The sequence below is a fragment of the Mesobacillus campisalis genome, from assembly GCF_000986785.1.
GTDB classification, from domain to species: Bacteria; Bacillota; Bacilli; order Bacillales; family Cytobacillaceae; genus Mesobacillus_B; species Mesobacillus_B campisalis.
The window spans coordinates 27,496-49,076 of sequence record NZ_LAYY01000028.1 but is presented as its reverse complement, the minus strand read 5'-3'; the positions used below and the strand labels follow the sequence as shown (position 1 = coordinate 49,076).

Annotated in this window: 22 protein-coding genes and 1 riboswitch; of the genes, 7 read left to right on the top strand and 15 right to left on the bottom strand. The window is 48.0% G+C overall.

Annotation, left to right across the window (positions count from 1 at the left end):
- Window positions 1–224: 224 nt before the first annotated feature.
- Both WQ57_RS18885 and fabL read right to left on the bottom strand, forming a co-directional pair.
- Window positions 225–545 (bottom strand): gamma-type small acid-soluble spore protein, encoded by a 321-nt coding sequence (locus WQ57_RS18885; RefSeq protein ID WP_046525321.1) that lies wholly within the window; start codon window positions 543–545, stop codon window positions 225–227.
- Between the two features lie 90 nt (window positions 546–635).
- Complete coding sequence (fabL, locus tag WQ57_RS18880) at window positions 636–1,385, bottom strand: enoyl-[acyl-carrier-protein] reductase FabL (RefSeq protein ID WP_046525320.1); 750 nt, start codon at window positions 1,383–1,385, stop codon at window positions 636–638.
- Between the two features lie 115 nt (window positions 1,386–1,500).
- Between fabL and WQ57_RS18875 the strand changes: the two genes are divergently transcribed.
- Entirely contained in the window at window positions 1,501–1,725 is a 225-nt protein-coding gene (locus WQ57_RS18875) for a hypothetical protein (protein ID WP_046525319.1), read from the top strand.
- 14 nt (window positions 1,726–1,739) lie between these two features.
- Here WQ57_RS18875 and mutY read toward each other — a convergent pair whose 3' ends face one another.
- Window positions 1,740–2,843, bottom strand: coding sequence for an A/G-specific adenine glycosylase (mutY, locus tag WQ57_RS18870; RefSeq protein WP_046525328.1), 1,104 nt, complete (start codon window positions 2,841–2,843; stop codon window positions 1,740–1,742).
- A gap of 165 nt (window positions 2,844–3,008) precedes the next feature.
- On the opposite strand from mutY, the gene WQ57_RS18865 reads away from it, so the two are divergent.
- Complete coding sequence (locus WQ57_RS18865; protein WP_046525318.1) at window positions 3,009–3,989, top strand: metal-dependent hydrolase; 981 nt, start codon at window positions 3,009–3,011, stop codon at window positions 3,987–3,989.
- A 43-nt stretch (window positions 3,990–4,032) separates the two neighbouring features.
- Here WQ57_RS18865 and WQ57_RS18860 read toward each other — a convergent pair whose 3' ends face one another.
- Window positions 4,033–4,302 (bottom strand): YfhJ family protein, encoded by a 270-nt coding sequence (locus WQ57_RS18860; protein WP_046525317.1) that lies wholly within the window; start codon window positions 4,300–4,302, stop codon window positions 4,033–4,035.
- 111 nt (window positions 4,303–4,413) lie between these two features.
- Between WQ57_RS18860 and WQ57_RS18855 the strand changes: the two genes are divergently transcribed.
- Window positions 4,414–4,584, top strand: coding sequence for a small, acid-soluble spore protein K (locus WQ57_RS18855; RefSeq protein ID WP_046525316.1), 171 nt, complete (start codon window positions 4,414–4,416; stop codon window positions 4,582–4,584).
- A gap of 49 nt (window positions 4,585–4,633) precedes the next feature.
- Here the strand turns inward: WQ57_RS18855 and WQ57_RS18850 are convergent, their stop codons facing one another.
- Window positions 4,634–4,969 (bottom strand): YfhH family protein, encoded by a 336-nt coding sequence (locus WQ57_RS18850; RefSeq protein ID WP_046525315.1) that lies wholly within the window; start codon window positions 4,967–4,969, stop codon window positions 4,634–4,636.
- A 278-nt stretch (window positions 4,970–5,247) separates the two neighbouring features.
- On the opposite strand from WQ57_RS18850, the gene WQ57_RS18845 reads away from it, so the two are divergent.
- Window positions 5,248–5,928, top strand: coding sequence for an SDR family NAD(P)-dependent oxidoreductase (locus WQ57_RS18845; RefSeq protein WP_046525327.1), 681 nt, complete (start codon window positions 5,248–5,250; stop codon window positions 5,926–5,928).
- Between the two features lie 70 nt (window positions 5,929–5,998).
- On the opposite strand, the gene recX is transcribed toward WQ57_RS18845, so the two are convergent.
- Window positions 5,999–6,805: a recombination regulator RecX gene (recX, locus tag WQ57_RS18840; protein ID WP_046525314.1), complete on the bottom strand. Its 807-nt coding sequence runs from the start codon at window positions 6,803–6,805 to the stop codon at window positions 5,999–6,001.
- 101 nt (window positions 6,806–6,906) lie between these two features.
- On the opposite strand from recX, the gene WQ57_RS18835 reads away from it, so the two are divergent.
- From WQ57_RS18835 to WQ57_RS18830, 3 genes are all read left to right on the top strand, one after another.
- Window positions 6,907–7,809: a TIGR01777 family oxidoreductase gene (locus tag WQ57_RS18835; RefSeq protein ID WP_046525313.1), complete on the top strand. Its 903-nt coding sequence runs from the start codon at window positions 6,907–6,909 to the stop codon at window positions 7,807–7,809.
- Between the two features lie 64 nt (window positions 7,810–7,873).
- The gene (locus tag WQ57_RS26300) at window positions 7,874–8,005 is read left to right on the top strand and encodes a YfhE family protein (protein WP_084820324.1); all 132 of its coding nucleotides are present in this window, start codon (window positions 7,874–7,876) and stop codon (window positions 8,003–8,005) included.
- Window positions 8,006–8,115: 110 nt separating this feature from the next.
- On the top strand, window positions 8,116–8,301 hold the full coding sequence (locus WQ57_RS18830; protein ID WP_046525312.1) for a YfhD family protein: 186 nt from the start codon (window positions 8,116–8,118) through the stop codon (window positions 8,299–8,301).
- Window positions 8,302–9,081: 780 nt separating this feature from the next.
- Here WQ57_RS18830 and WQ57_RS18825 read toward each other — a convergent pair.
- The 9 genes from WQ57_RS18825 to WQ57_RS18785 form a co-directional block, all read right to left on the bottom strand.
- Window positions 9,082–10,290 (bottom strand): MFS transporter, encoded by a 1,209-nt coding sequence (locus WQ57_RS18825; protein ID WP_046525311.1) that lies wholly within the window; start codon window positions 10,288–10,290, stop codon window positions 9,082–9,084.
- A complete protein-coding gene (locus tag WQ57_RS18820) occupies window positions 10,287–10,739 on the bottom strand; it encodes a MarR family winged helix-turn-helix transcriptional regulator (RefSeq protein WP_046525310.1) in 453 nt (150 codons plus the stop codon). The genes WQ57_RS18825 and WQ57_RS18820 overlap by 4 nt, the downstream gene beginning before the upstream one ends.
- Before the next feature lie 421 nt (window positions 10,740–11,160).
- Entirely contained in the window at window positions 11,161–12,387 is a 1,227-nt protein-coding gene (locus WQ57_RS18815; RefSeq protein WP_046525326.1) for a homoserine dehydrogenase, read from the bottom strand.
- 98 nt (window positions 12,388–12,485) lie between these two features.
- A riboswitch (SAM riboswitch) is annotated at window positions 12,486–12,597 on the bottom strand.
- A gap of 99 nt (window positions 12,598–12,696) precedes the next feature.
- Window positions 12,697–14,439 (bottom strand): ABC transporter ATP-binding protein, encoded by a 1,743-nt coding sequence (locus WQ57_RS18810; protein WP_084820326.1) that lies wholly within the window; start codon window positions 14,437–14,439, stop codon window positions 12,697–12,699.
- 62 nt (window positions 14,440–14,501) lie between these two features.
- Window positions 14,502–16,223, bottom strand: a complete 1,722-nt coding sequence (locus WQ57_RS18805) for an ABC transporter ATP-binding protein (RefSeq protein WP_046525308.1) — start codon at window positions 16,221–16,223, stop codon at window positions 14,502–14,504.
- 424 nt (window positions 16,224–16,647) lie between these two features.
- The gene (locus WQ57_RS18800; RefSeq protein ID WP_046525307.1) at window positions 16,648–17,136 is read right to left on the bottom strand and encodes a DinB family protein; all 489 of its coding nucleotides are present in this window, start codon (window positions 17,134–17,136) and stop codon (window positions 16,648–16,650) included.
- A gap of 53 nt (window positions 17,137–17,189) precedes the next feature.
- Complete coding sequence (locus WQ57_RS18795) at window positions 17,190–18,809, bottom strand: long-chain fatty acid--CoA ligase (protein ID WP_173427581.1); 1,620 nt, start codon at window positions 18,807–18,809, stop codon at window positions 17,190–17,192.
- A gap of 30 nt (window positions 18,810–18,839) precedes the next feature.
- Entirely contained in the window at window positions 18,840–19,955 is a 1,116-nt protein-coding gene (locus WQ57_RS18790; RefSeq protein WP_046525306.1) for a CaiB/BaiF CoA transferase family protein, read from the bottom strand.
- 38 nt (window positions 19,956–19,993) lie between these two features.
- On the bottom strand, window positions 19,994–21,565 hold the full coding sequence (locus tag WQ57_RS18785) for a fatty acid--CoA ligase (RefSeq protein WP_046525305.1): 1,572 nt from the start codon (window positions 21,563–21,565) through the stop codon (window positions 19,994–19,996).
- Between the last annotated feature and the right edge of the window lie 16 nt (window positions 21,566–21,581).

Sequence of the window (21,581 nt, the reverse complement as noted above, 5' to 3'; positions counted from 1 at the left end):
GTCCTCTCTTGATTTTTGGGTACTGAGAGCTACCGTCAGTGCCTTTTTTTGGGGATACTCTGGGTTTTTGGGTACTGAGAGAGCCTGTCAGTGCCTTTTTTTCCACCCTCTCTTGATTTTCGGGTATTGAGAGCTACCGCCAGCGCCTCTTTCCCCCCGCTCCTCCGTAAAACAACTAAAAAAGCACCCTCCCAAGCGGAAGGGTGCCCTCAATTATAGAAAAATTAGCTTTGTTGGCCGAATTGTCCAGCGTTTTGAGACTTTCTAGATTCAGCTTGCTGGTTTTGGCGGCGTACTTCTTGAGCGTTAGTTTGGCTTTCCATTCCGAACTCAGTGCCAAATTGGCCTGAACCAGAAGAAGAAGTCGGCTGTTGTGCTCCGCGGGAAGCAGCAGCGTTTTGCTGGCGTACTTGCTGAGCGTTTGTTTCACTAGCAAATTCAGTACCGAATTGGCCGGCACTTGCTCCTTGAGAAGCTTGAGCGTTTTGCTGGCGTACTTGCTGAATGTTTGTACCTGATTGAGTTTGGTTTTGTCTGTTTGCCATCGTTATCACCTCCACGAATATTAATATAACCAGCCCATGAAGGTGTTATCCGAACAAATAAAAACCAAAAACAGGAAGAATAATTCCCCATTAAACCAGTAAGGAAATTCCTCCATCAACGATGATGGTCTGGCCCCTGATCATGCCGGCTCCATCGCCAGTGAGGAACATGACTACATTGACAATATCCTCAATTTCCACCATTCTTCCTGCGGGTGTCTTCAGTCTCGCTTCTTCAAGCATCTCTTCCCTGTTTGGAAAATGGGCCAGTGCATCCGTATCAATGGCCCCGCCTGATACGGCATTGACAGCAATGTTTTTTGAAGCGAGTTCGACGGCGAGGTATCGGGTCAAGGCTTCCAGAGCTGCCTTTGAAACGCCGACCGCCGTATAATTTTCCAGGTAACGGATTGATCCAAGCGAGCTGATGCTGACAATCTTGCCCTCACCGTTTTTCTCCATCAGCCTGGCCGCTTCCTGGGCGCAAAACAAGAGAGCTTTGCTGTTGATGTTCATCGTCCAGTCCCAATGATTCTCCTGCAGCTCCATTGCAGGTCTCTGCACTCCGGAAGCTGCGTTATTGATAAAAACATCGAGACGTCCGAATTCGGCATCTATTTCTGCGAACATTCCTTTGATTTTCTCAACATCGCCAACATTTGCCCTGACTACAAGCGCCTTTCTTCCCATTGCCTCAATTTGTTCCGCTGTTTCCAGCGCTGCCTTTTTGCTCCGGGCATAGTTGATTACCAAGTCATAGCCTTCTTCCGCCAGCCTCAGGGCGATGGCCTTTCCTATTCCTCTGCTGCTTCCTGTAACAAGTGCCACTTTATTCGACATAATCAGTATCCCTTCTTTATCTATTTGTTTTCATTTTAGCCGGAACAGGTATAGATGACAATGCAGGAACAAAAACTACAATCATGCAGGTACGTTACAGAAAGGGTGAGAAACCATGTATGTAGGCCGGGACATGACGGAATTGTCAATGGTATCGAAAACCGAGTGGAAGGATAGTGAACTCGCTTTTTTCCATCATTCCATGCAGCAGGTTGTTCCTTATTTAAATGCCGAGGGGCAGTCCCTCCACCGGCAAATCATTGAAGAAATTGAAAGACGCGGCGGCCTGAACCGGAATGAAGCCGACTGGACGCACGGAACAAAGGTGACCTATGACTAAAAAAGAGGGCTGCATCAGCCCCCTTTTTTGCTCTCTTTGTATAGTGTAAGGATTTTTTGGTGGGACACCGGGAGAGCAAAGTTTCGGAGCTCCTCAAGATGGACCAGACGCAAATTTTTTTGTTCCTGAAGGCCTGCCCCCAGTTTTCCGGCAAAGACGTGAATGTTCCAGATCAAATGGGAAAATACGTGCTCCACTCGCCCCAGCATTTCGCCAAGCCTCGCCTGGGTGCCATATAAATCAGCAAAATCATTTTGAAACTGGTCTTTTTCACTGCCGAACTCCAAATGGACTTCTACGCTCGGAAATTCCCATAGGCTGGCCAGCAGCCCTTCTTCCGGTCTTTTACGGATAAGTACTCTTCCTTGACCGTCCTCCAGGATGGCCGCTGCGAGCTCTACAGGACGCTGTTTTTTCTTTTTCGTTTTAATCGGGAGCTCTGCCTGTACCCCTTCCGCCGCAGCCTGGCAGTGTTCCCTGACAGGGCAAAGCAGGCAGGACGGGGAAGTTGGGGTGCAAATGAGTGCACCCAATTCCATTAAGGCCTGGTTAAAATAGGAAGGATTTTCTTTCGAGATCAGTTCCCTTACCGCTTCTTCGAAGATTTTACGGGTGGCCGGCCTGGCAATATCCTCCCAGATAAAGAGGACTCTGGACAGCACTCTCATTACGTTTCCGTCGACTGCGGGCTCCGGTCTTCCATAAGCGATACTTAAAATCGCCCCGGCTGTATAAGGGCCGACTCCCTTCAATTTTGATATTTCCTCAAGGGTATCCGGAACTTTCCCGTCATATGTTGCTTCCACTTCCCTGACGGCCGATTGCAAATTACGTACTCGGGAATAATACCCAAGCCCCTCCCAGGCTTTTAAAACTTTTTCTTCATCGGCATTGGCCAAGTCAGCAATTGATGGAAATTCTTCTAAAAATCGATTAAAATAAGGTATGACCGTATCAACTCTTGTTTGCTGCAGCATGATTTCAGAAACCCACACCTTGTATGGATCCTGGTCTTTTCGCCAAGGCAGATTCCTCTGCTCCCTCTCAAACCAGCTGATAAGATCACTCCTGAATGCATCTTTTTCCACATTTTTCAAATTCTTCAAACTGTTACTGATCACTTTTGGGCCTCCACATGTTAAACAGTAGTTCCTTTTGGGAATATATATAATACCGTCAAATGGTTTCGGATTGTTTGACCATATTAACGTAAACTATTATCAATTATGTTACAAGGCAGCGTATAGGCAATTATACAATTTCCTGAAAAGGAGGGTTTTTCCTTGGATACAGGCACACATGTTGTGATGGGAATTGCTCTGGGAGGATTGGCCACCCTCGATCCTGTTGTTTCCAGCAGCAGCGCTACAGCCACGGCTGTTCTCGCTGCAACCGTCATTGGTTCACAAATCCCGGATATCGATACCGTGTTAAAACTGAGGAACAATGCTGTATATATCCGCAACCACCGGGGAATTACCCATTCCATCCCGGCCGTACTCCTGTGGCCGCTCCTGGTTACGGCTGCTGTTTATTTTTTTCAGCCGGAAGCCAACCTGTTCCATCTTTGGCTTTGGTCGTTCCTTGCAGTCATTCTGCATGTGTTTGTCGACATTTTCAATGCCTACGGGACCCAGGCATTACGGCCGTTCTCGGCTAAATGGCTGGCGTTGGGGGTAATCAATACTTTTGATCCATTCATTTTCGCCATCCATATAGGCGGCTTGTTTTTCTGGATTTTTGGAGCCCATCCCGGCTACACTTTCCTGGTGATTTACGGAGTGCTTGTCATTTACTATGTTCACCGCTTTATGTACAAGCGGAAGCTCCAGAAAATCGTGGAGGAAATGATCCCGGAAGCAACGGATATCATCATCGCCCCTACCATGAAAAACAGCGAATGGCGGGTTGCGGTCATGAATGAGCATCAGTTCTTTGTTGGCAGGGCCCACGGCCTGAAGGTGACGATTCTTGACCATTTTAACCGGGTGCCTGTGCCGGAAACACCTGTGCTCGAAGCAGCGAAAAAAGATGTCAACCTATCCGCTTTTCTTTCCTTCTCTCCGGTCTATCGCTGGGAAATGGATGAGTTTGAAGACCATTATGAGGTGCGCTTTATCGACTTGCGCTACCGCAGCAACGGCCACTATCCATTTGTCGCCGTGGTAAAGCTCGGACTCGATTTAAACATCCTTAGTTCCTATACTGGCTGGATTTACAGCGAAGAGAAATTGCAGAAAAAGCTGGAGTTCCTTCCAGGTTAAGGCTATCCCAAATAAACAGCGATGCCCTCATGGCATCGCTGTTTTAATGCATTTTTTTATCATCATCTTCGAGGAAATGCTTGTATTTAGGGTTTGTTGCCACAAATTCATGCAGCTTGTCTCCATAATGCTGAATCCACTGCGTGACGATTTTCTCGGTTAGCTCACTGCCCTTGTATTCTCTTCCAGCCTTGGCAGAAGTAGTCTCGAAATCATCCCATAGAAGTTCGACCCACGTCAGTGCCTGCTGACGTGAAATATGCTCGTTTTTTTCCATCAGGAGATCGGCAAGCCTTTTATGATAATCATTCATTTAGTTCACTCCCATGTGCAAATATTTCCGTTGTACTAAAGTCCCGTTTAATCACCAATACTAACAATGCGTGCATTTCCAATGGCACGCATTACCTTCAAGGAGGCCGCTATGCGAAATAAAGCCAGAAATTTCCCACATATGAACAGCAACCGTTTTGAAGGAGAGCCAAGAGCCAAGGCAGAATACAATTCCCGCCGGGCGGATGGCAGCATTAACACACACCCTCAGGAGAGAATGCACGCATCAAGCCATAGAGACAGCGATACACCTGACTTTTAATTGTAACCGGCTTCTCCTGCATTTTTCAGGTGCTGAGGCAAAATCAGGTTTATTCCTGGTTTTGCTCCAGCTTTTTCAGCAGGCTGATTGGCAGCGCTTCTTCTCGCCCGTCGCCATTGAGGCGATATCCCCACGCAAACACACCGTTCATATAATCAATTTTGAAGAAACTTCCATTATCCCCTTCGACTTCATAAATTTCTCCCGGTTTGAAGTCGTCCGGATTTATTAAATAGGCCTTTGCCATGGCCATCTTTCTTTCAAGCACGGCAAATTCATTCACCATTCCCATTTGTTCCGCCTTTTTAGCCTTTTCATTCAGGGTGGCGATTTCCTGTTTCAATTCGTATTCCGACAGTTCACTGTACCGTTTCTCACGCTGCATCGTATTCACTCCCCGAGTCGTTTCGGTTTAATCATAGCCGATTATTGGATATAAATAAAGAAGACTTCCCTCAGAGAGATATTTTCCATCACTGAGGGTTAGTCGCACTTATCACGCTACGCCTGACTGATTTTTCTAAGAGCTAAAGCTCTAAGAAAAATCTTGTCGGACCTTTAGGGGGCAGTTGACCCCTATATCTCTTTTGGTCCACGATAGCCCTGGCGGGGTCTTACTGCCCGTTAAGGTGGGATAAAGATATGAAGAAGGGGGGAGCCCGCATGAAAACGATCATTATAACCGGGGCCGGGACAGGTCTGGGAAAAGAACTTTCCCTTCTGCTCGCTAAACAGGGCTATCATACTGTCCTGATCGGGCGGAGCGAGGCCGCTCTCAATGAGGTTAAACAACAGATTGAACAAGATGAAGGGCATGCTTCCATTCTGAGTCTCGATATCAGGAACCCTGAGGATATCAAGGAGAAAATGCTTGTTCTAAATAAACATCATCATCTATATGGACTGATTAATAATGCGGGAATCGGCTGCTTTGGACCTTTCAGTCAAGCGATGGACCAGGAGGTCGAAGATACGTTTTCCACAAACGTATTAGGCACCATCCACATGACAAAGGCCGTCCTGCCTTATCTTGAAAACAACGAGGAAGGGCTGGTCTTGAATATCATTTCCACTGCGGGCCTGCGCGGGAAAAAGCATGAAGCGATTTACAGTGCCAGCAAATTCGCGATCAGGGGATTCACCGAATCCCTGCAAAAAGAATATGAAGGCTCGAACATCACATTCATCGCAGCGTATATGGGCGGCATGGATACTCCCTTCTGGGAGGGAAGCAACCATGTCGAAAATCCTGCAAAATTCAGGTCACCTCAGGAGGTAGCCAAGCTCATTCTCGAACAGCTTGACCAGGATACCATTATTATAGAGTCCAAAACGAAAGGGTAGGAAAAGCCCCCGCCTAAAAGTCCAAACGGGCGGGGGCATCCTTTTATCAGGTCAGCCAATTTTTTTAATCTTAACCATCCAGGTCTTCCATAAAGCGTTCAATCATATCCATTGGAAAGCCTTTCTGGTATAAGCCCTGCTTTATTTTTTGAGTGAACTCCGCCCCTGACAGCTTCGAATGCTTTCGGCAGAGTTTTTCGCCCTGATAAATCAGCGCATCCATTTCAAATTCTTCCTGTTTTTCGACGGTAACATCCTCCATCGCAATGGAAATAACCTGAAACGGGTAGCCTTTCCGGATTAGAAGCTGCTCGAGCTTTTGTTTTAAAATCCGGGATGAGTCCTTTTGGTTTTTTGCCGCATATTTCCGGCCAAGCTGAACGGCTTTTTCCACTTGAACGTCGAGCGGGTACTCCTTTAAGGCTCTCTCGATTATCGTTCCGCTGAGCCCCTTCTGCTTTAAATCCATTTTGACCACTTCCGGCCCTTTATCCGTAGTATTCATCTGGGTCCTGACAAATGCCAAGGCAAATTCCTCATCATTAAGAAAATTGAATTGATACAGTTTATCAACGGCTTCCTGAATGACCGGTTCGGAAATTTCTTTTTTTTGAAGGTATTCCCTCACTTCCCCCTCGGACCTCATCCGGTGCGATAGATAGTGAACCGCTGCATTGTACGCCTTGCGGATATCATCCTGAAAAAGCATATCAGCAACGGCGGACTCATCAAGTTCCATTCCTTTTTTTAACTGATATTTAATCAGCACATCTTCATCCACACTAAAGGCATACACTTCTCCTGCCCCGCTGTCTGTGAAAATGCTATAGCGTTCTTTATTATGCTTTTGGAGCACTATTTTGGATATAACGGGCATCTCTCTCACCTCTTTTTATAATTTACCATATTGCTTAAAGGATTTAGAGCGAATCACACGGAAAGTAGTTATAAGGTTGAATTTTGATGGGGGTGTAAAAAGTGAAAATTGTCATTGCAGGCGGGACAGGATTGATTGGCAGGCACCTGACCGGCCATCTTATTAAACAAGGACATGAAGTCATGATCCTAAGCAGGTCTCCAAAGAAGACCGGCAACTCCAGCCTGCATTATGTCCGCTGGCTCAATGAGGGAGACCAGCCTGACAAAGAACTGGAGGGTGCAGAGGCTTTTGTGAACCTGGCAGGCACAACCATCAACAGCCGCTGGACCAGCAAGGGAAAAGAAGCGATTGTTCAAAGCAGACTGAAGGCTGTCAGCGAAATCCACAGAATCATAAGCAAGCTTGCGCTCAAGCCTGCCGTATTAATAAATGCCAGTGCCATCGGTTATTATGGTACATCCGAGGAAGAGACCTTTACGGAAAACGCGGGAACTCCTGGGGTTGATTTCCTTGCTGATACCGTTATCCAATGGGAAGAGGCTGCTGCAAAAACAGAGCAGTTAGGTGTCAGAATTGTCCTTTGCCGCTTTGGCGTCGTCCTTGACCAAGCCGAAGGAGCATTGCCGAAAATGGTCACTCCATACAACATGTTTGCAGGAGGGACCATTGGGACAGGAAGACAATGGCTGTCATGGATCCATATTGAGGATGTATCCCGGGCATTGGGGTTTGTCCTTGAACAAGAAGCCATATCGGGCCCCGTAAACTTCACCGCTCCCCATCCTGTTCAAATGAAAACATTTGGAAAAGAGCTTGCATCTGTCCTAAACAAGCCGCACTGGCTTCCAGTTCCGGGTTTCGCACTTAAAATGCTGCTTGGAGAAATGAGCCTCCTTGTCCTGGAAGGCCAGCGTGTTCTGCCGGAAAAGCTGCTTGCTCATGGTTTTGAATTTAATTATCCAACCTTGCATGGAGCACTCACTGAAATTTTTAAAAAATGACCCTGTTTAATCCCTCCTTATATGGAAATAATTTTAAGGATATGAAAAGGAAGGGTGATTAACAGTGGCAGGAGAAAGAAAGCGAAAAGAAAAACGGAGACACACACTTTCCAGCATGCAGGAAGTAACTTACAACCATGAATTTAGAGCGGCAGACAGGGCTGGCGGTTTTGCCAACAAAAAGCGCGATCAATAATTCCCATTTATAACTCCCTGAAAATTAGCACAAGATAAAGGTACGGAAACATTGGTTTTCCGTACTTTTGTTTCATTTCCAGCTCTTATATCCGAAAGGGGAGTTTGACAATGGGACGTTCACGCGGGAATAAAAGCAGGGATAAGAATACCAATAAGCTTCCACAAGTGCCTAAGAACATGAAGTCTGACGGCCTTGATGTTGAATTTGACCGGGACCTTGCAGACCACGAGGATTTGGAAGCCATGGCGCGTTCAAAGGCAGCAGATGCCAGGGCAAAAGGACGCAAACGCTAACCTTTTTTCAATGAAGAAAAGATCTGGAAAGATAACAAAAAGCAGGACCATTACTGGTTGTGCTTTTTGTTCTGGGGGAGGGGATGTACAGTAATCATGGCAAGAGAATGGAAAGTTTGTGAAAACATTCACTAACTCTCGATAAGATAACTATACAATAAATTTCACTGTACAACAATGGTGTTCACAAGGATTTCACATAAGAGCCGTTTGCAGCACCGCAGGCAACAAACATATCCACAACGCTGTGGATAATGGGGATGAAAATTGTTAATACCTTTTAAATCCAGCGTTATCCCTTATCCCCTCCTTTTGTGGACAAATATAGGGGATAAACCCCAGTGTAGATGTGGATAATGTGGATAAACCTGTGGAGGATATTGTTGGCAAGTTTTATTATGTGAATAACTTTCTGGATAACCTTTAAGGGCACATCCCGATGCCATCTTCCAACTATTTGACAAATCTTTATCAATGAAGTATAATAACACAGTTCCCCAGTAATTTAGTAACTTGAAATCTACGTCAATAAACGAATGGCGTTCTGCTTAAAATTTTTTTAGTGTCAAACTTATTCACACTGGATCGGCTTCGGAGCCGTAAGGATGTAAGAGAGGTAGGGCTTACGTCGTTTAGGTTATAAAAATCACCAAGTGGAATAAATATACCGCGGCAGTTTATTCAATGTTCATCTTATACTTCTTGTGAAGACGCAAGTTACTAAAGCCTTTTTTTGTGGATAAAAAAGCGAACCGGATGGCCGGTTCGCTTTTTTCAATTTTACATACTTTCCACACCTTCAGGTTGTTTCCCACGTTGAAGCTTGCGCCCCTGAAGCAGGTAATAAACCCCGATGCCGGCCAGTACATAAATGGAACTGTAAAAATAGATTGTACCAATGCTCACTTTTGCAGCAAGCATTCCGATAAGGAAGGATCCGAGACCAATGCCGATATCGTATATTGACAGGAAAGTAGCGGTCGCCATTGCGCGCCGCTTTGGCGGAGCGGCCATAATGGCAATGGTTTGATAGCTGGGAAACAAGGTTCCCCACCCAAGCCCGATTAAGGCTGCAGCTGCAAGGAAAATCAGCGCTGAATGGGCCGATCCAAGAAGCAGCATGCCAACAGCAAACAAAGTGATGGCCGGATAGACAATGGCATTCGGGCTGTATAGGTCAAACCATTTTCCGGTGTATGGCCTAGAGACCAGCAGCACTGCCGCATAAACCACAAAGAAGTAGCTGGAAACACTATTAAGGCCCGCCTCATCGGCATAAATCGACACAAAGGACAGGATGGAAGAATAGACAATGGCAAAAAAGGCGCCTGTGAGGGCAATGGGAATGGCTTTTCCTTCAAAAAGTTCCCTGAAACTGAAGGAACCCTTTACCCTGCTTGAAGCGCTGCTCCCAGGCTCCCTTGGCACTGAAACAAATAAACCAGCGCAAAGGCCAATGAAAGATGATGCCAACCCCATTATCAGCATCGTCTTCATTCCCCACTCCTGCATGGCCGTCAAGCCAAGAAACGGTCCAAGTACCATGGCCAGATTGGAGGAAAGGACAAAGTAGCCCATCCCTTCCCCTCTCCTGGCATCAGGCACGATGCTGGCAACGATTCCTCCGGTAGCCGTTGTCGCCATGCCAAAGCCTATGCCATGAATAAATCGAACCACCATCAGCCCGGCAAGTGTATCAGTGAATAGATACAATGCTGAAGCTCCTGTAAAAAGAATCAAAGAAAAGAGCAGGATTTTCGCCCCTCCAGCCTTTTCCATCCATTTGCCCGCAAAGGGACGTATGATAATGGCGGAGAGCAGGAACACCGTCGTAACCAGTCCTGCTTCCGCCGGCTTTCCATCCATATCGCTCAGCACATACACTGGCAGAGTTACCAATAAAAAATAAAACGTCATAAATAAAAAGAAGTTACTGACAGAAATACTGATAAAGTTTCTGGTCCAAAGTCTCGGCTGCTGATCACTCATTGTTGTTTTCCCCTCCCTTTGCCTCTGGACTCTTGTTTAATCATCCCAAGCCATTCCGTAAGCAGCGCCTGAAGTTCCTCCTGTGATTGGCTCCCAAATGATTTCAGCAAAGTATGATTCGCCTCCATCACCACAGCTTCCCATTCCGGGAACTTCCCGATTGCCTTTTCGGTCAGCATGATATATTTTTTCCGCTTATCTGCTCCCTGGTGCTGTTCAACCAGTCCCTGCCTTGACAGTCTCTGGATGGTCCGCGTCATCGGCGGAGCTTCAACGGCAAGGTACTCACAAAGCTCTTTTTGTGTTAAAGTACCTTCCTGTTTTAACACAAACAGCACCGCCCATTGTGAACTGTACAGGCCAAAGGGCTCCAGCGCATCGTTCAAATGCTTCGACAGCTCCCTTGACAGCTGATGCACAGAGTGAAATAGCATATGGGTGTTTTGCATCGTCTTCAGCCTCCAATTGTTACCCAGGTAAATAATCAATATGAACATTATAACACAAATGATTACTTAGGTAAGTATTTTTTTTACAGAGCAGGGCTTAATATAATCTGCCTGATTAACCCGAGTAGTTTTTCGGGGATAATATTTATCGGCTTTAAAATTAAACGGAAAAAAACCGCTTATCTCAGGAAATACCAACATTTCCCGCAATTAAGCGGAGTTTTTCCGTGTATATGCATCTAAACCCTTAAATTTAGTCCTATATCAAGAGGTTAACCGGAATTTCTCCGCCTATGAATTCCTTGCCTGCACGGGTACCCTTGATATATAAAAATGCAGCCCATTTCAATTGCGAATTGGACTGCATCCTTTTGGATTTTGTACTCAAAACTGAACCATTTAAAGAACATCACCGGAAGCTTTAGAGGTATACCTTGACGGTTTTTTCGACCGCATAGTCGCCGAGCACTTCAAAGATGCTGGCACTGCGGTTTTGTCTGCGAAGAGCGGAAATTTCCTGCTCATTGGCCTGAAGAAAATAGCCGCTTTCAATCTCCGTGACAGATGAGGATGGAATTCTATGCAAGCTTACCTCCCCTTGAGGCATAATCAGCCAGTTTTGCACTCTGTTCTGATCCCTGGAGGCGTGCAGTGATCTCCTCCTGGTACCCTCTGCCTCTGGCAACTTTGTTTCAAGCACCGCATGAATCAGGTCTTCAATGACGGCACTGGCAGTTGGCAGCATGCCTGCCCCAGGACCTTGCAGTGTAATCCGTCCAACAATATCCCCTTCGATGGATACGGAATTCTCTACGCCTTCGATATTAAAAAGCGGATGAGATTCAGTGACCAGCGTGGGGCGTACAGAACCAATGACTTTTTCCCCATCCAGCTGGATGGAAGCAATCAGCTTGAACCGCAAGCCCAGGTTTTCCGCCTGGGTGATCTGCTCCTCCGTAATGGAAGAAATCCCTTCACGCGGCACGCTTTCCCAAACAGGCTTCTCCCCAAAGGCAATCTCGCTTAAAATCAACAGCTTGTAAAAAGCATCAAAGCCTTCAACATCATTTGTCGGATCAGCTTCTGCATAGCCTTTATCCTGTGCGGCTTTCAAAGCTTCCGGGAATGTCTGCCCATTCACCCGCATTTCGCTAAGGATGTAGTTGGAGGTTCCATTGAGGATGCCTTCAATTTTTTTAATTCGGTTAATATTCAACAGCTGCTGGATGGTCTGGATGACGGGTACGCCGCCGGCAACGGTTGCTTCAAAGCCAACGGATACGCGATGGGCTTCAGCCAGCTTTTTCAGTTCTTCTCCATGGTAAGCGAACATTTCCTTATTTGCCGTGATAACATGGCCCCCCTTTTGAATACTTCGCTGAAGGTATGTAAATGCTGGTTCGCGCCCTACTATCGCTTCGACGATAACGTCAAGCTGCGGAAGGTGCATGATTTCTTCAAAGTCGTCCGTAACCAGCACCTCATTGCCAATGCCGCGGTCTTTTTGTTTATTTTTAATCAGGATGGCTACAACTTCCACTTTTTTTCCCAAAACAGCTGCCAGTTCTTCCTGGTGGGTTTCCACCGTCCTGTAGACACCTTCACCTACAGTTCCAAATCCCAGTATCGCCACTTTAATTGAATTCATCTTATCCACTATCCTTTCATCATTTAGGTTCACAGTGTGAGAGGACAGCTTCAAAAACGAAGCGGGGCCCTCTTCATAAGAAGAGGACCCCGCTCCTCCTCTCATCTTTCAGGCACTTCTGCCTGCAGGAATTAGCACCTTTTCAAGGTTATTTCCTTGAAGGTTGCCGGGCTTCATCGGGCCATGTCCCTCCGCCGCTCTCGATAAGAGTATTTTGTATATTGTTATGCTTTGATTTTGCCATTAATTAGGATTGATTTTAGTACATCTTCTTCAAACTGTCAAACACTTTGAAAGATTTATTTTTTTCTATAAAGCTTTTGCTGTGTCCCGCTTAAATTGGTTTTTATACAAATCATGGTAGAAACCCTGTTTCTGAAGCAAGCTTTTATGAGTTCCTTTTTCAAGCAGCATCCCATTTTCAATGACCAGTATCTGATCCGCCTGGTGGATGGTATTAAGCCTGTGGGCAATGATAAATGTGGTCCTACCCTTCATCAGCTTTCCCAATGCCTCCTGGATTTTCAATTCCGTAATGGTATCAATGCTGCTTGTTGCTTCATCCAGAATTAAAATCGCCGGATCGGCGAGAATCGCACGCGCTATAGACAGAAGCTGCTTCTGTCCCTGGGAGATCCCCGCTCCTTCCTGGCTAAGAATTGTATCAAAGCCATCCGGAAGCCTTTTTATAAAGGAATACGCATTCGCAGCAGCCGCGGCTTCCTCTACTTCCTGGTCGCTTGCATCCAGGCGGCCGTAACGAATATTGTCCCTGATGGTCCCGGAAAATAAAAATGAATCCTGGAGTACAAATCCCATTTGCCTGCGCAGGCTCTCCCTCGTTATCGTTTTGCTGTCCCGTCCATCGATCAGGATGGTTCCGCTGTCCGGTTCATAAAACCTGGTTATCAGATTAATTATCGTGGATTTGCCGGCACCTGTTGGGCCAACAAGGGCGACACTTTCGCCTTGTCCTGCACGGAAGGAAAGGCTTCTTACTGTATCCCCATCCTTTTCATAGGAAAAAGAGACATCCTGGAACTGAACCTCCCCTTTTATCCCGGAAAGCCGGAGCGCCTCCTTCTCATCAGCACCCTCCTCTCCTTCATCAAGGATGTCAAATACCCTTTCTGCCCCTGCCACCGCAGACAGCAGTGTATTGAACTGGTTGGAGAGGTCATTGAGCGGCCGTGTGAACTGGCGTGCATATTCGGTAAAAATGACAATCGTTCCGATTGAAATCATTCCTTTTAAGGCAAATACCCCGCCTGCAGCTGCGACAAGCGTAAAGCTTAAATTGTTCAGCATGTTCATCAGCTTGGGGATAAACCCTGTATAAACCTGTGCCCAGTAGCCCGCCTGTTTCAAGTGATCGCTTTTCACCAGAAATTCCTGAATGACCTTTTCCTCCTGCGAAAAGGTTTTGATGATCTTTTGCCCGGAAACGGTCTCTTCAATAAAACCGTTCAAATCGCCGAGATTTCTTTGCTGTTCCTTATACAGCCTGCCAGTCCTGCTCGTAATCCATTTCATGCCCAGAAACATAATCGGCACAATCATCATGGTCACGAGGGTCAGCAATGGGCTTAGCCAGAGCATCACAGCCAGGGTGCCAGCCAGGGTAAGAACACTGGAGAAGATTTGGATAACTGAGCTGTTTAATGTAGAGCTGACATTTTCCATGTCATTCGTAACCCTGCTCATTAATTCCCCGTATTGCTTTTTATCAAAAAAACGGATTGGCAGTCTTTGCAGCTTGGTAAACAGTTCCGTCCTCATGGAAAACACCGTTTCCTGCGCGATCCCAATCATCCAGAAATTCTGCAGCCATAGGGAGACCGAATAGAACAAATAAACGATGGCCAGACCGGCGAGAACCAGGCCAAGGCCCTCCGTACTCCCCGCTGCAAGATGGGTATCAATCGTCCGGCCAATCAAAAATGGGCCGAGCAGCCCCAGAGCAGAGCTCAAAATGACCATTGCGAAAACACCGGTTAAAAGTGCTTTATGGAAGGAGAGATACACCCAGATTCTTTTAACTGTTCCAGCCATGCTGCTTTTGTTTTGCGCATTTTTCACCTGTATCACCTCTCCATGCCTCGTGTGCCCCGCCTTCAGCTAGTTTCTTCCAGGCCCAGCTGGGATTCGTATATCTCCTGATACAGCCTGGACCCTGCAAGCAATTCTTCATGCTTGCCTTGGGCGATGATTCGACCTTCCTCCATGAGAAGAATCTGGTCTGCCTCTTTGGCGGTGCTGATTTTTTGTGTAATAATCAGGGTTGTGCATTGATATTGCCTTATTGCTTTCAGCAATTTTGCCTCTGTTTTCAGGTCAAGGGCGCTGGTGCTGTCGTCCAAAAGCAGAATGCGCGGCTTTTTTATGAGCGCCCGGGCGATTGAAAGCCGCTGTTTCTGGCCGCCGGACAGATTCACCCCTTTTTGTCCAAGCAGTGTTTCATACTTGTCCGGAAGGGAATCAATCGTATCATGAATCTGCGCATCCTTTGCTGCCTTGACCATCTCTTCCTGGGAGGCATCGCTTTTGCCCCATGCCAGATTCTCCCTGATGCTTCCTGTAAACAGCAATGCCTCCTGAGGCACATAGCCTATCTGCTTTCGCAAATGGTCAAACTCAAGCTTCCTGACATCTTTGCCATCCACTGCCACATTCCCTTTTGTCGGGTCATACAACCTTGGAATCAGCTGGAACAGCGAACTCTTTCCGGAACCTGTCGCCCCAAGCACGGCTACCGTTTCGCCAGGATGGGCGGTGAAGCCAATATTCTTCAGCACTTCGACATTTGTATCAGGGTAGGAGAAAGAAACATGGTTGAATTCGATTTTTCCGCCAGAAGCTTCGGCCTTATCCAGTCTTTCCCCTCCCGAAGTCAAATCTGCCTCGGCGCCAAGCACATCTCCAATCCGGCCAGATGACGCCTGCGCCCGGGACAGAACCATAATGATCCATGAAAACATTGAGAAAGCCATCGTAATCCTTGCTGTATAGTTGACAATGGCGACAACCTCCCCGACGCTGACGGTGCCTGCAGCAATATCGATGTTCCCAAACCACAGGACAGCCAGCACGCTCAGATTCATGAAAAACAGCAGGATGGGAATGGCTGTTTCCGTAGCCCTTAAAGCATTTACCGTTTTGTCCATCAGCTCTTTATTGGATCTGCTGAACCTATCCGCTTCATAGGCCCCCCGCGAATACGCCCGGATCAGCCTGATTCCTGAGAGGTTCTCGCGCATGACGCCATTCACATGGTCAAGACGTTCCTGCACCATTTTGAACAGTCCGGCCGATTTTTTCATGATCCACACGAGGAACACCAGCAGCGGCGGAATCACCAGGATAAACGCCAGGGCGAGCTTGATATTTACAGCGACCGCCATCCCCACTCCGCCGAGTACAAGAAGCGGTGCCCTCAAAGCAATCCTGAGGCACATGAACAAGGTCATTTGCAGCTGGTTCACATCATTCGTCATCCTTGTGATCAGTGAAGCGGGAGGGAATTTATTAAAATTTGCAAAGGAAAAGCCCTGGACTTTTTCAAACAGGCTTTTTCGAAGGTCAAACCCGAAATTCTGGCTGGCATAAGCAGCAAAGAACGAATTAATAATTCCGGCGGCAAATGCGAGAAAGGAGATGCCAAGCATGAGCCCGCCAAGCCTCAGGACTGTTCCCTGGTCATTTTTCATGATTCCCTCATCTATAATCCGGGCCATCAGTAGCGGCTGCCATAATTCAACAGCCAGCTCGACCAGCATGAGCGACAGGGCAGCTGCCATGGGAATGCGATATGGTTTTAGAAATGATAGAACCTTCATAAGCAGCAGCCTCCAATCTTTTTTTAGTTATGTACCCTCTATAAATAGTATACTTCGATTTTCGAAATGATAACGCTGACATGTATTATACTACCATTCTTTAGAAAACTTTAATATTTTTCTCGTAAAAGTGACCAAGTCCGACTTCCGGAGGTCGAAAAGAAGCTTAATGCTGCGGTATCAGCTTGATTTGTAGCAAAAAACATCCAATTGAGTGGGAATTATATCAATTGCTGGGGTTATTGCATCGAGATTCCTCTAGTTATTGCATCAATTATTGAGGTTATTGCATCATTTATTTGATTTATTCGCCAAACCGGTGTCCAAATTGTGACGAAAGGTCTTCTTATAACAAATAAAAAAAACTGCAGCCAATTCGAGATTGACTGCAGCCTAAAACCCTCACTAAAGAGTGCCTTCCATCCTAGATCGCTATGAGATTTTTCCTTATTTCTTCAATTTGGCCGATATGGCGCTTTTCGTGGCCGCCGATGAATTCAATTGTCTGTTTCAGGTTCAGCCTGCCAAAGACCGGGTGCTTGGCGGATTTCTCTGACAGCACAGCCGGGTCTGTTCCATTTAAAAAGGCAATGACCTTTCCCCTGGAATGATTCAGCCTCGAGACAAGCTCTTCCCTTGATTTCGGTTCCGTTGGCGGGTCGATGGGCGATTTCGCTTTTACCGTTCGGTCCGGCACCTTGGACAGGTCAATATCTTTAACCGCTTCACTTGCCCCCTCCAATGCCTGTTGGGCAAGAGTGATAAAATACATCTCCACCTGATGGACGTGAAACAGTACCTGTGCAATGCTCCAGCCTCCAAAGGCAGGGATTTCATTCAGCTGCTGGTCTGACAGCCCTTCGATAGTGTCAAAAAGCTCGGAACGGATTTCCTGTAAATGAGACAATGCCATGCATCTAGCACCCCTTTTATTTTATTGGCCGCGGCCTCCAGCTTGGCGGACGTTTAAGACTTCTGGACAAGATGGTCCTTCAATTGGTCACGAAGCGCCCGCTTGAGGAATTTCCCGACTGAAGTTTTCGGAATTTCCTCCATAAAGACAATGTCATCCGGCAGCCACCACTTGGCAAACTGCGGAGCGAGGAAGTCGAGCAATTCCTGCTTGTCGACTTTTCCTTTGAATGGCTCCTTCAGCACCACGCAGGCGAGCGGCCGCTCCTGCCATTGATGGTGGGGAACAGCAATAACACTGGCTTCAAAAACAGCATCGTGCGCCATCAGGGCATTTTCAAGGTCGACCGATGAAATCCATTCCCCGCCGCTCTTGATTAGGTCCTTTGTCCTGTCGACAAGCTTGATGACTCCTTCCTCATCCACCGTTGCCACATCACCGGTATACAGCCAGCCATCACGGAAGGCATCCCGGGACCGTTCGTCGCGATAATATTCATCCGCAATCCATGGTCCGCGAATCAAAAGTTCCCCCATTTCCTCTCCATCCCACTTCACCTCGCCGCCTGCACCTATCACTTTCATTTCCAGGCCCGGAACGAGCAGTCCCTGTTTGGAGCGGATATCGAGCATCTCCTCTTCATCCAGGTCCTGCTGGTAGCTCTTCAGGCGGGAAACCGTCGCGAGCGGTGTCGTTTCCGTCATCCCGTAGGCATGGAGGAAGGGAATGCCGTATTTCGTTTCAAACGTTTTGATCATTCCGCGGGGCGCTGCGGAACCGCCGCAAACAACCGCACGGAGTGATGAGGTATCATAGCTTCCTGTTTCCAGTTCTTTCAGCAGGCCAAGCCAAATTGTAGGCACTCCGGCTGTCACGGTCACTTCCTCTTGCTGGATCAGCTCTGCCAGCAGCTTTGGCGTAAACTGCGGCCCCGGAAGAACCTGTGTTGAACCAAACCAGGTGGCCGCAAAAGGCATTCCCCAGGCATTGGCATGGAACATCGGAACAACAGGGAGACAGATGTCGCTTTCCGACAGGGCCGTTGTATCAGCAAGGCCCATTGCATAGCTGTGGAGCACGATTCCGCGATGGGAGTAGATCACGCCTTTCGGATTTCCCGTTGTTGCTGATGTATAGCACATTCCAGCCGGGGCATTTTCGTCGATATCCTTGACGAACTCAAAGCCAGGATCGCCCTCGGAAATCAGTTCCTCATAAGAATAGACCGGCGAGAGAGTTGTCTCGGGAAGGTCCTTCTTATCCGTCATGATCACATATGCTTTGACGGAAGCGAACTTCTCGTTGACGCGTTCAATCAAAGGCAGCAGGTCTTCATCGATAAACAGCACTCTGTCTTCGGCATTGTTGATGATATAGGAGATGTGCTCGGGTGACAGGCGGATGTTAATGGTATGAAGCACGGCGCCCATCCCCGGCGCTGCAAAGTAGATTTCCAGGTGGCGATGATGGTTCCAGGCAAAAGTGCCGACCCGGTCCCCTTGTTGGACTCCAAGTTTCTCCAGAGAACTGGCCAGCCTTCTTGTACGTTCCCCTGTCTCTTTATAAGTAAAGCGCTGGATCCCGGAAAGTGTCCTTGATACAACCATTTTTTTAGGAAAGAATTTTTCCGCCCGTTCCATCATTGAACCAACCGTCAATGGTACATTCATCATCAGCAATCATGCCCCTTCCATCTCACAATTTTAAGATCTATTGCTGTGCAGGCTCTCCAACTCTCTTAATATTTCATTCGCATGCTCTCCTTTTTGCGGCACTATTGATTGCAGGGAGCCTGGCAGGTCCCCATGCATCTTCACCTGTCTGCCGTCTGCCTCTCTGTCGGAGATGCTTCCCCTGTTTCTAAAATAAGGAAACCCGGCCAGTTCCCCGGCTTCAAGAACAGGCGCCATGCAGCAGTCGACTTCCTGCCCAAACTGTATCCACTCGGCGAGTGTCCGGCTCTTAAACAGAGAGAGCATCTCGCGGTAGACCTTATTATCCCAGGCTGCTTCCGTAAAGTGGGCCGGCAGCCAGTCCTCCCTTCCCGCTCCAAGGCAAAAGGCATTCCAGAATTTCGGTTCAAGCGCTCCCAGGCTTATATAGCGCCCGTCCTTTGTTTCATAAAGGTTATACGCAACGATTTTTCCACCCAGGACCGACACGCCATGCGGATAGCCGGTTTCGTTTTCAATCAGGACATGGTTGGCCATCAGCGACAGCATCGCATCTGTCAGCGATAGGCAGTGATAGCTGCCTTTCCCTGTTTTCCACCTGGAAACAAGGCCGGCGAGCAGCCGCTCGGAGGCGGCCATTCCGCCGATATAGTCGGCAAAGGTATTGGCGGGATGGACGGGCCTGCCATTTTCGTCTTTTAGTTGCGCCAGCACACCGCTTAGAGCCATATAATTCAAATCGTGGCTCCCAAGCTGTGCCATCTCGCCTTCTTTTCCGTATCCTGTAATGGAGACATAGACAATATCCGGCTTGATCCCAGCAGCCTCGCTGTACCCCAGCCCCAGCTTATCCATGACACCCGGGCGGAAGCTTTCAATGATCGCATCGGCGCCGGCAATCAGCCTGAGTGCTGTGTCCCTTCCGCTCTCTGATTTCAAATCCAGCACAATGCTTTTTTTTCCACGGTTATGGGCACGGAACACAGGCCCATCTTTCCCCTCCCCGGTTCTCCCGGTATTCCGTGCAGGATCTCCGGAAGGCGGCTCAACCTTGATGATTTCCGCCCCCATTTCCGCAAGTCTCAATGTTGCATACGGACCGGGAAGATAGTTGGTAAAATCAATGATTCTGATTCCTTCAAGCATAATTTCCACTCCTATTCCGCACCGCCCCTGCTCCTCGGTCAGCCAGGCTGTCCTTCCGAGGACAACTCTCCCATTCTTTTGCGGAGGATGAACTTTTGAATCTTTCCGCTCGCATTCCGCGGCAGTTCCTTCACGAAAATATAATGGCGTGGCCGCTTGTAATTGGCGAGCCTATCACTGTTTTTGCAATGGGCCTCCAGCTCTTCTTCGGTAACACTGGGACTTTTCAGGACAACGAATGCTGTCACTGCTTCGCCCCAGGTATCGTCCGGCTGGCCTATTACCGCCACATCAAACACTCCTTCATGCTCATAAAGAACATCTTCCACTTCCCGGGGATAAATGTTCTCTCCTCCGGAAATGATCATGTCATCGACCCTGTCCTTGACCCAAAGATAGCCGTCTTTATCCAGGTATCCGATGTCCCCCGAATGGTACCAGCCTTTGTACAGCGCCTTTTCGGTCGCTTCTTCCCGGTTGTAATAGCCTGTCATCATGCAAGGTCCTTTGACAATGATTTCGCCATTTTCTCCCGGCGGCAAAATTTCATCCGGCTCTGAGGGGGCGTCTTCCCGGGCCTTGACAATGCGGATTTCATGGTTGAGACATGCCTGCCCTGCCGACCCCGCCTTGGTGAGCTGGTCCTCCTCCGACAGGAACGTGATCGCTGGTCCCATTTCCGTCATGCCATATGCCTGGACGAGCGAAATGCCCAGCTGCTCCTTGCAGGCGCGCACAAGGGCCGGCGCCATCGGGGCAGCTCCATAGAGTCCCAGTTTCAGGCTCGTAAGATCATAGTCTTGCAGGTTTTCCTGGAGAAGCATGTTCCACATCGTTGGCGCTGCAAAAAACTTGCTGATATGTTCCGCCTGAATCAGCTCGAGAACTTTCCCAGGATTGAACTGGTGCAATATCACATTCTTCGCCCCGACATGGACACGAGGCAAAAGGGCGCAGTGGAGCTCGGCGCAGTGGAACATTGGTGCCGTCACCAGGCCGATGTCATTGCTGTGCAGCCTGGTCGAACTGATGACAATCAGGCTCTGCTCAGCCATATCACGATGCAGGTGCATGACACCTTTCGGACGGCCGGTCGTTCCGCTAGTATACATGATGGCGTACAAATCGCTCTCTTTGACCTCCACGTCTACCGGAGAGTCCGCAGCTTCTTTTACTTTGTCATGGTAACTGGCTGCATATTCCGGCGCTCCATCATCAATAAACCAGAATGCCGTCTGCGAAAATCGGGTTTGAATCGCCGAGACGACAGGCTCAAGTGCCTGTTCAAAAAGGACAACCTTCGGCGAAGCATCTGCCAGGATATAGGCAACCTCCTCAGCCATCAGGCGGAAATTGATCGGATTGAACACGGCCCCAATCCTGGCACAGGCAAAAAAGGCGGTAGCAAGCTCCTCTGTGTTGAAAAGGAAGGTGGAAACCAGGTCTCCCTTCCGCACCCCTTCCTGAATAAGGGCATTGGCCAGCCTGTTCACTTCCCGGTCCCACTGGCTGTACGTCATGCGCCGGTTTTTCCTGACATCATACACAGCCTCCTTATGGGGAAACTTTTTCACAGTCAGGTCAAAAATCCTGCCAATTGTTGTGGACATTCAGACTCCTCCCTTC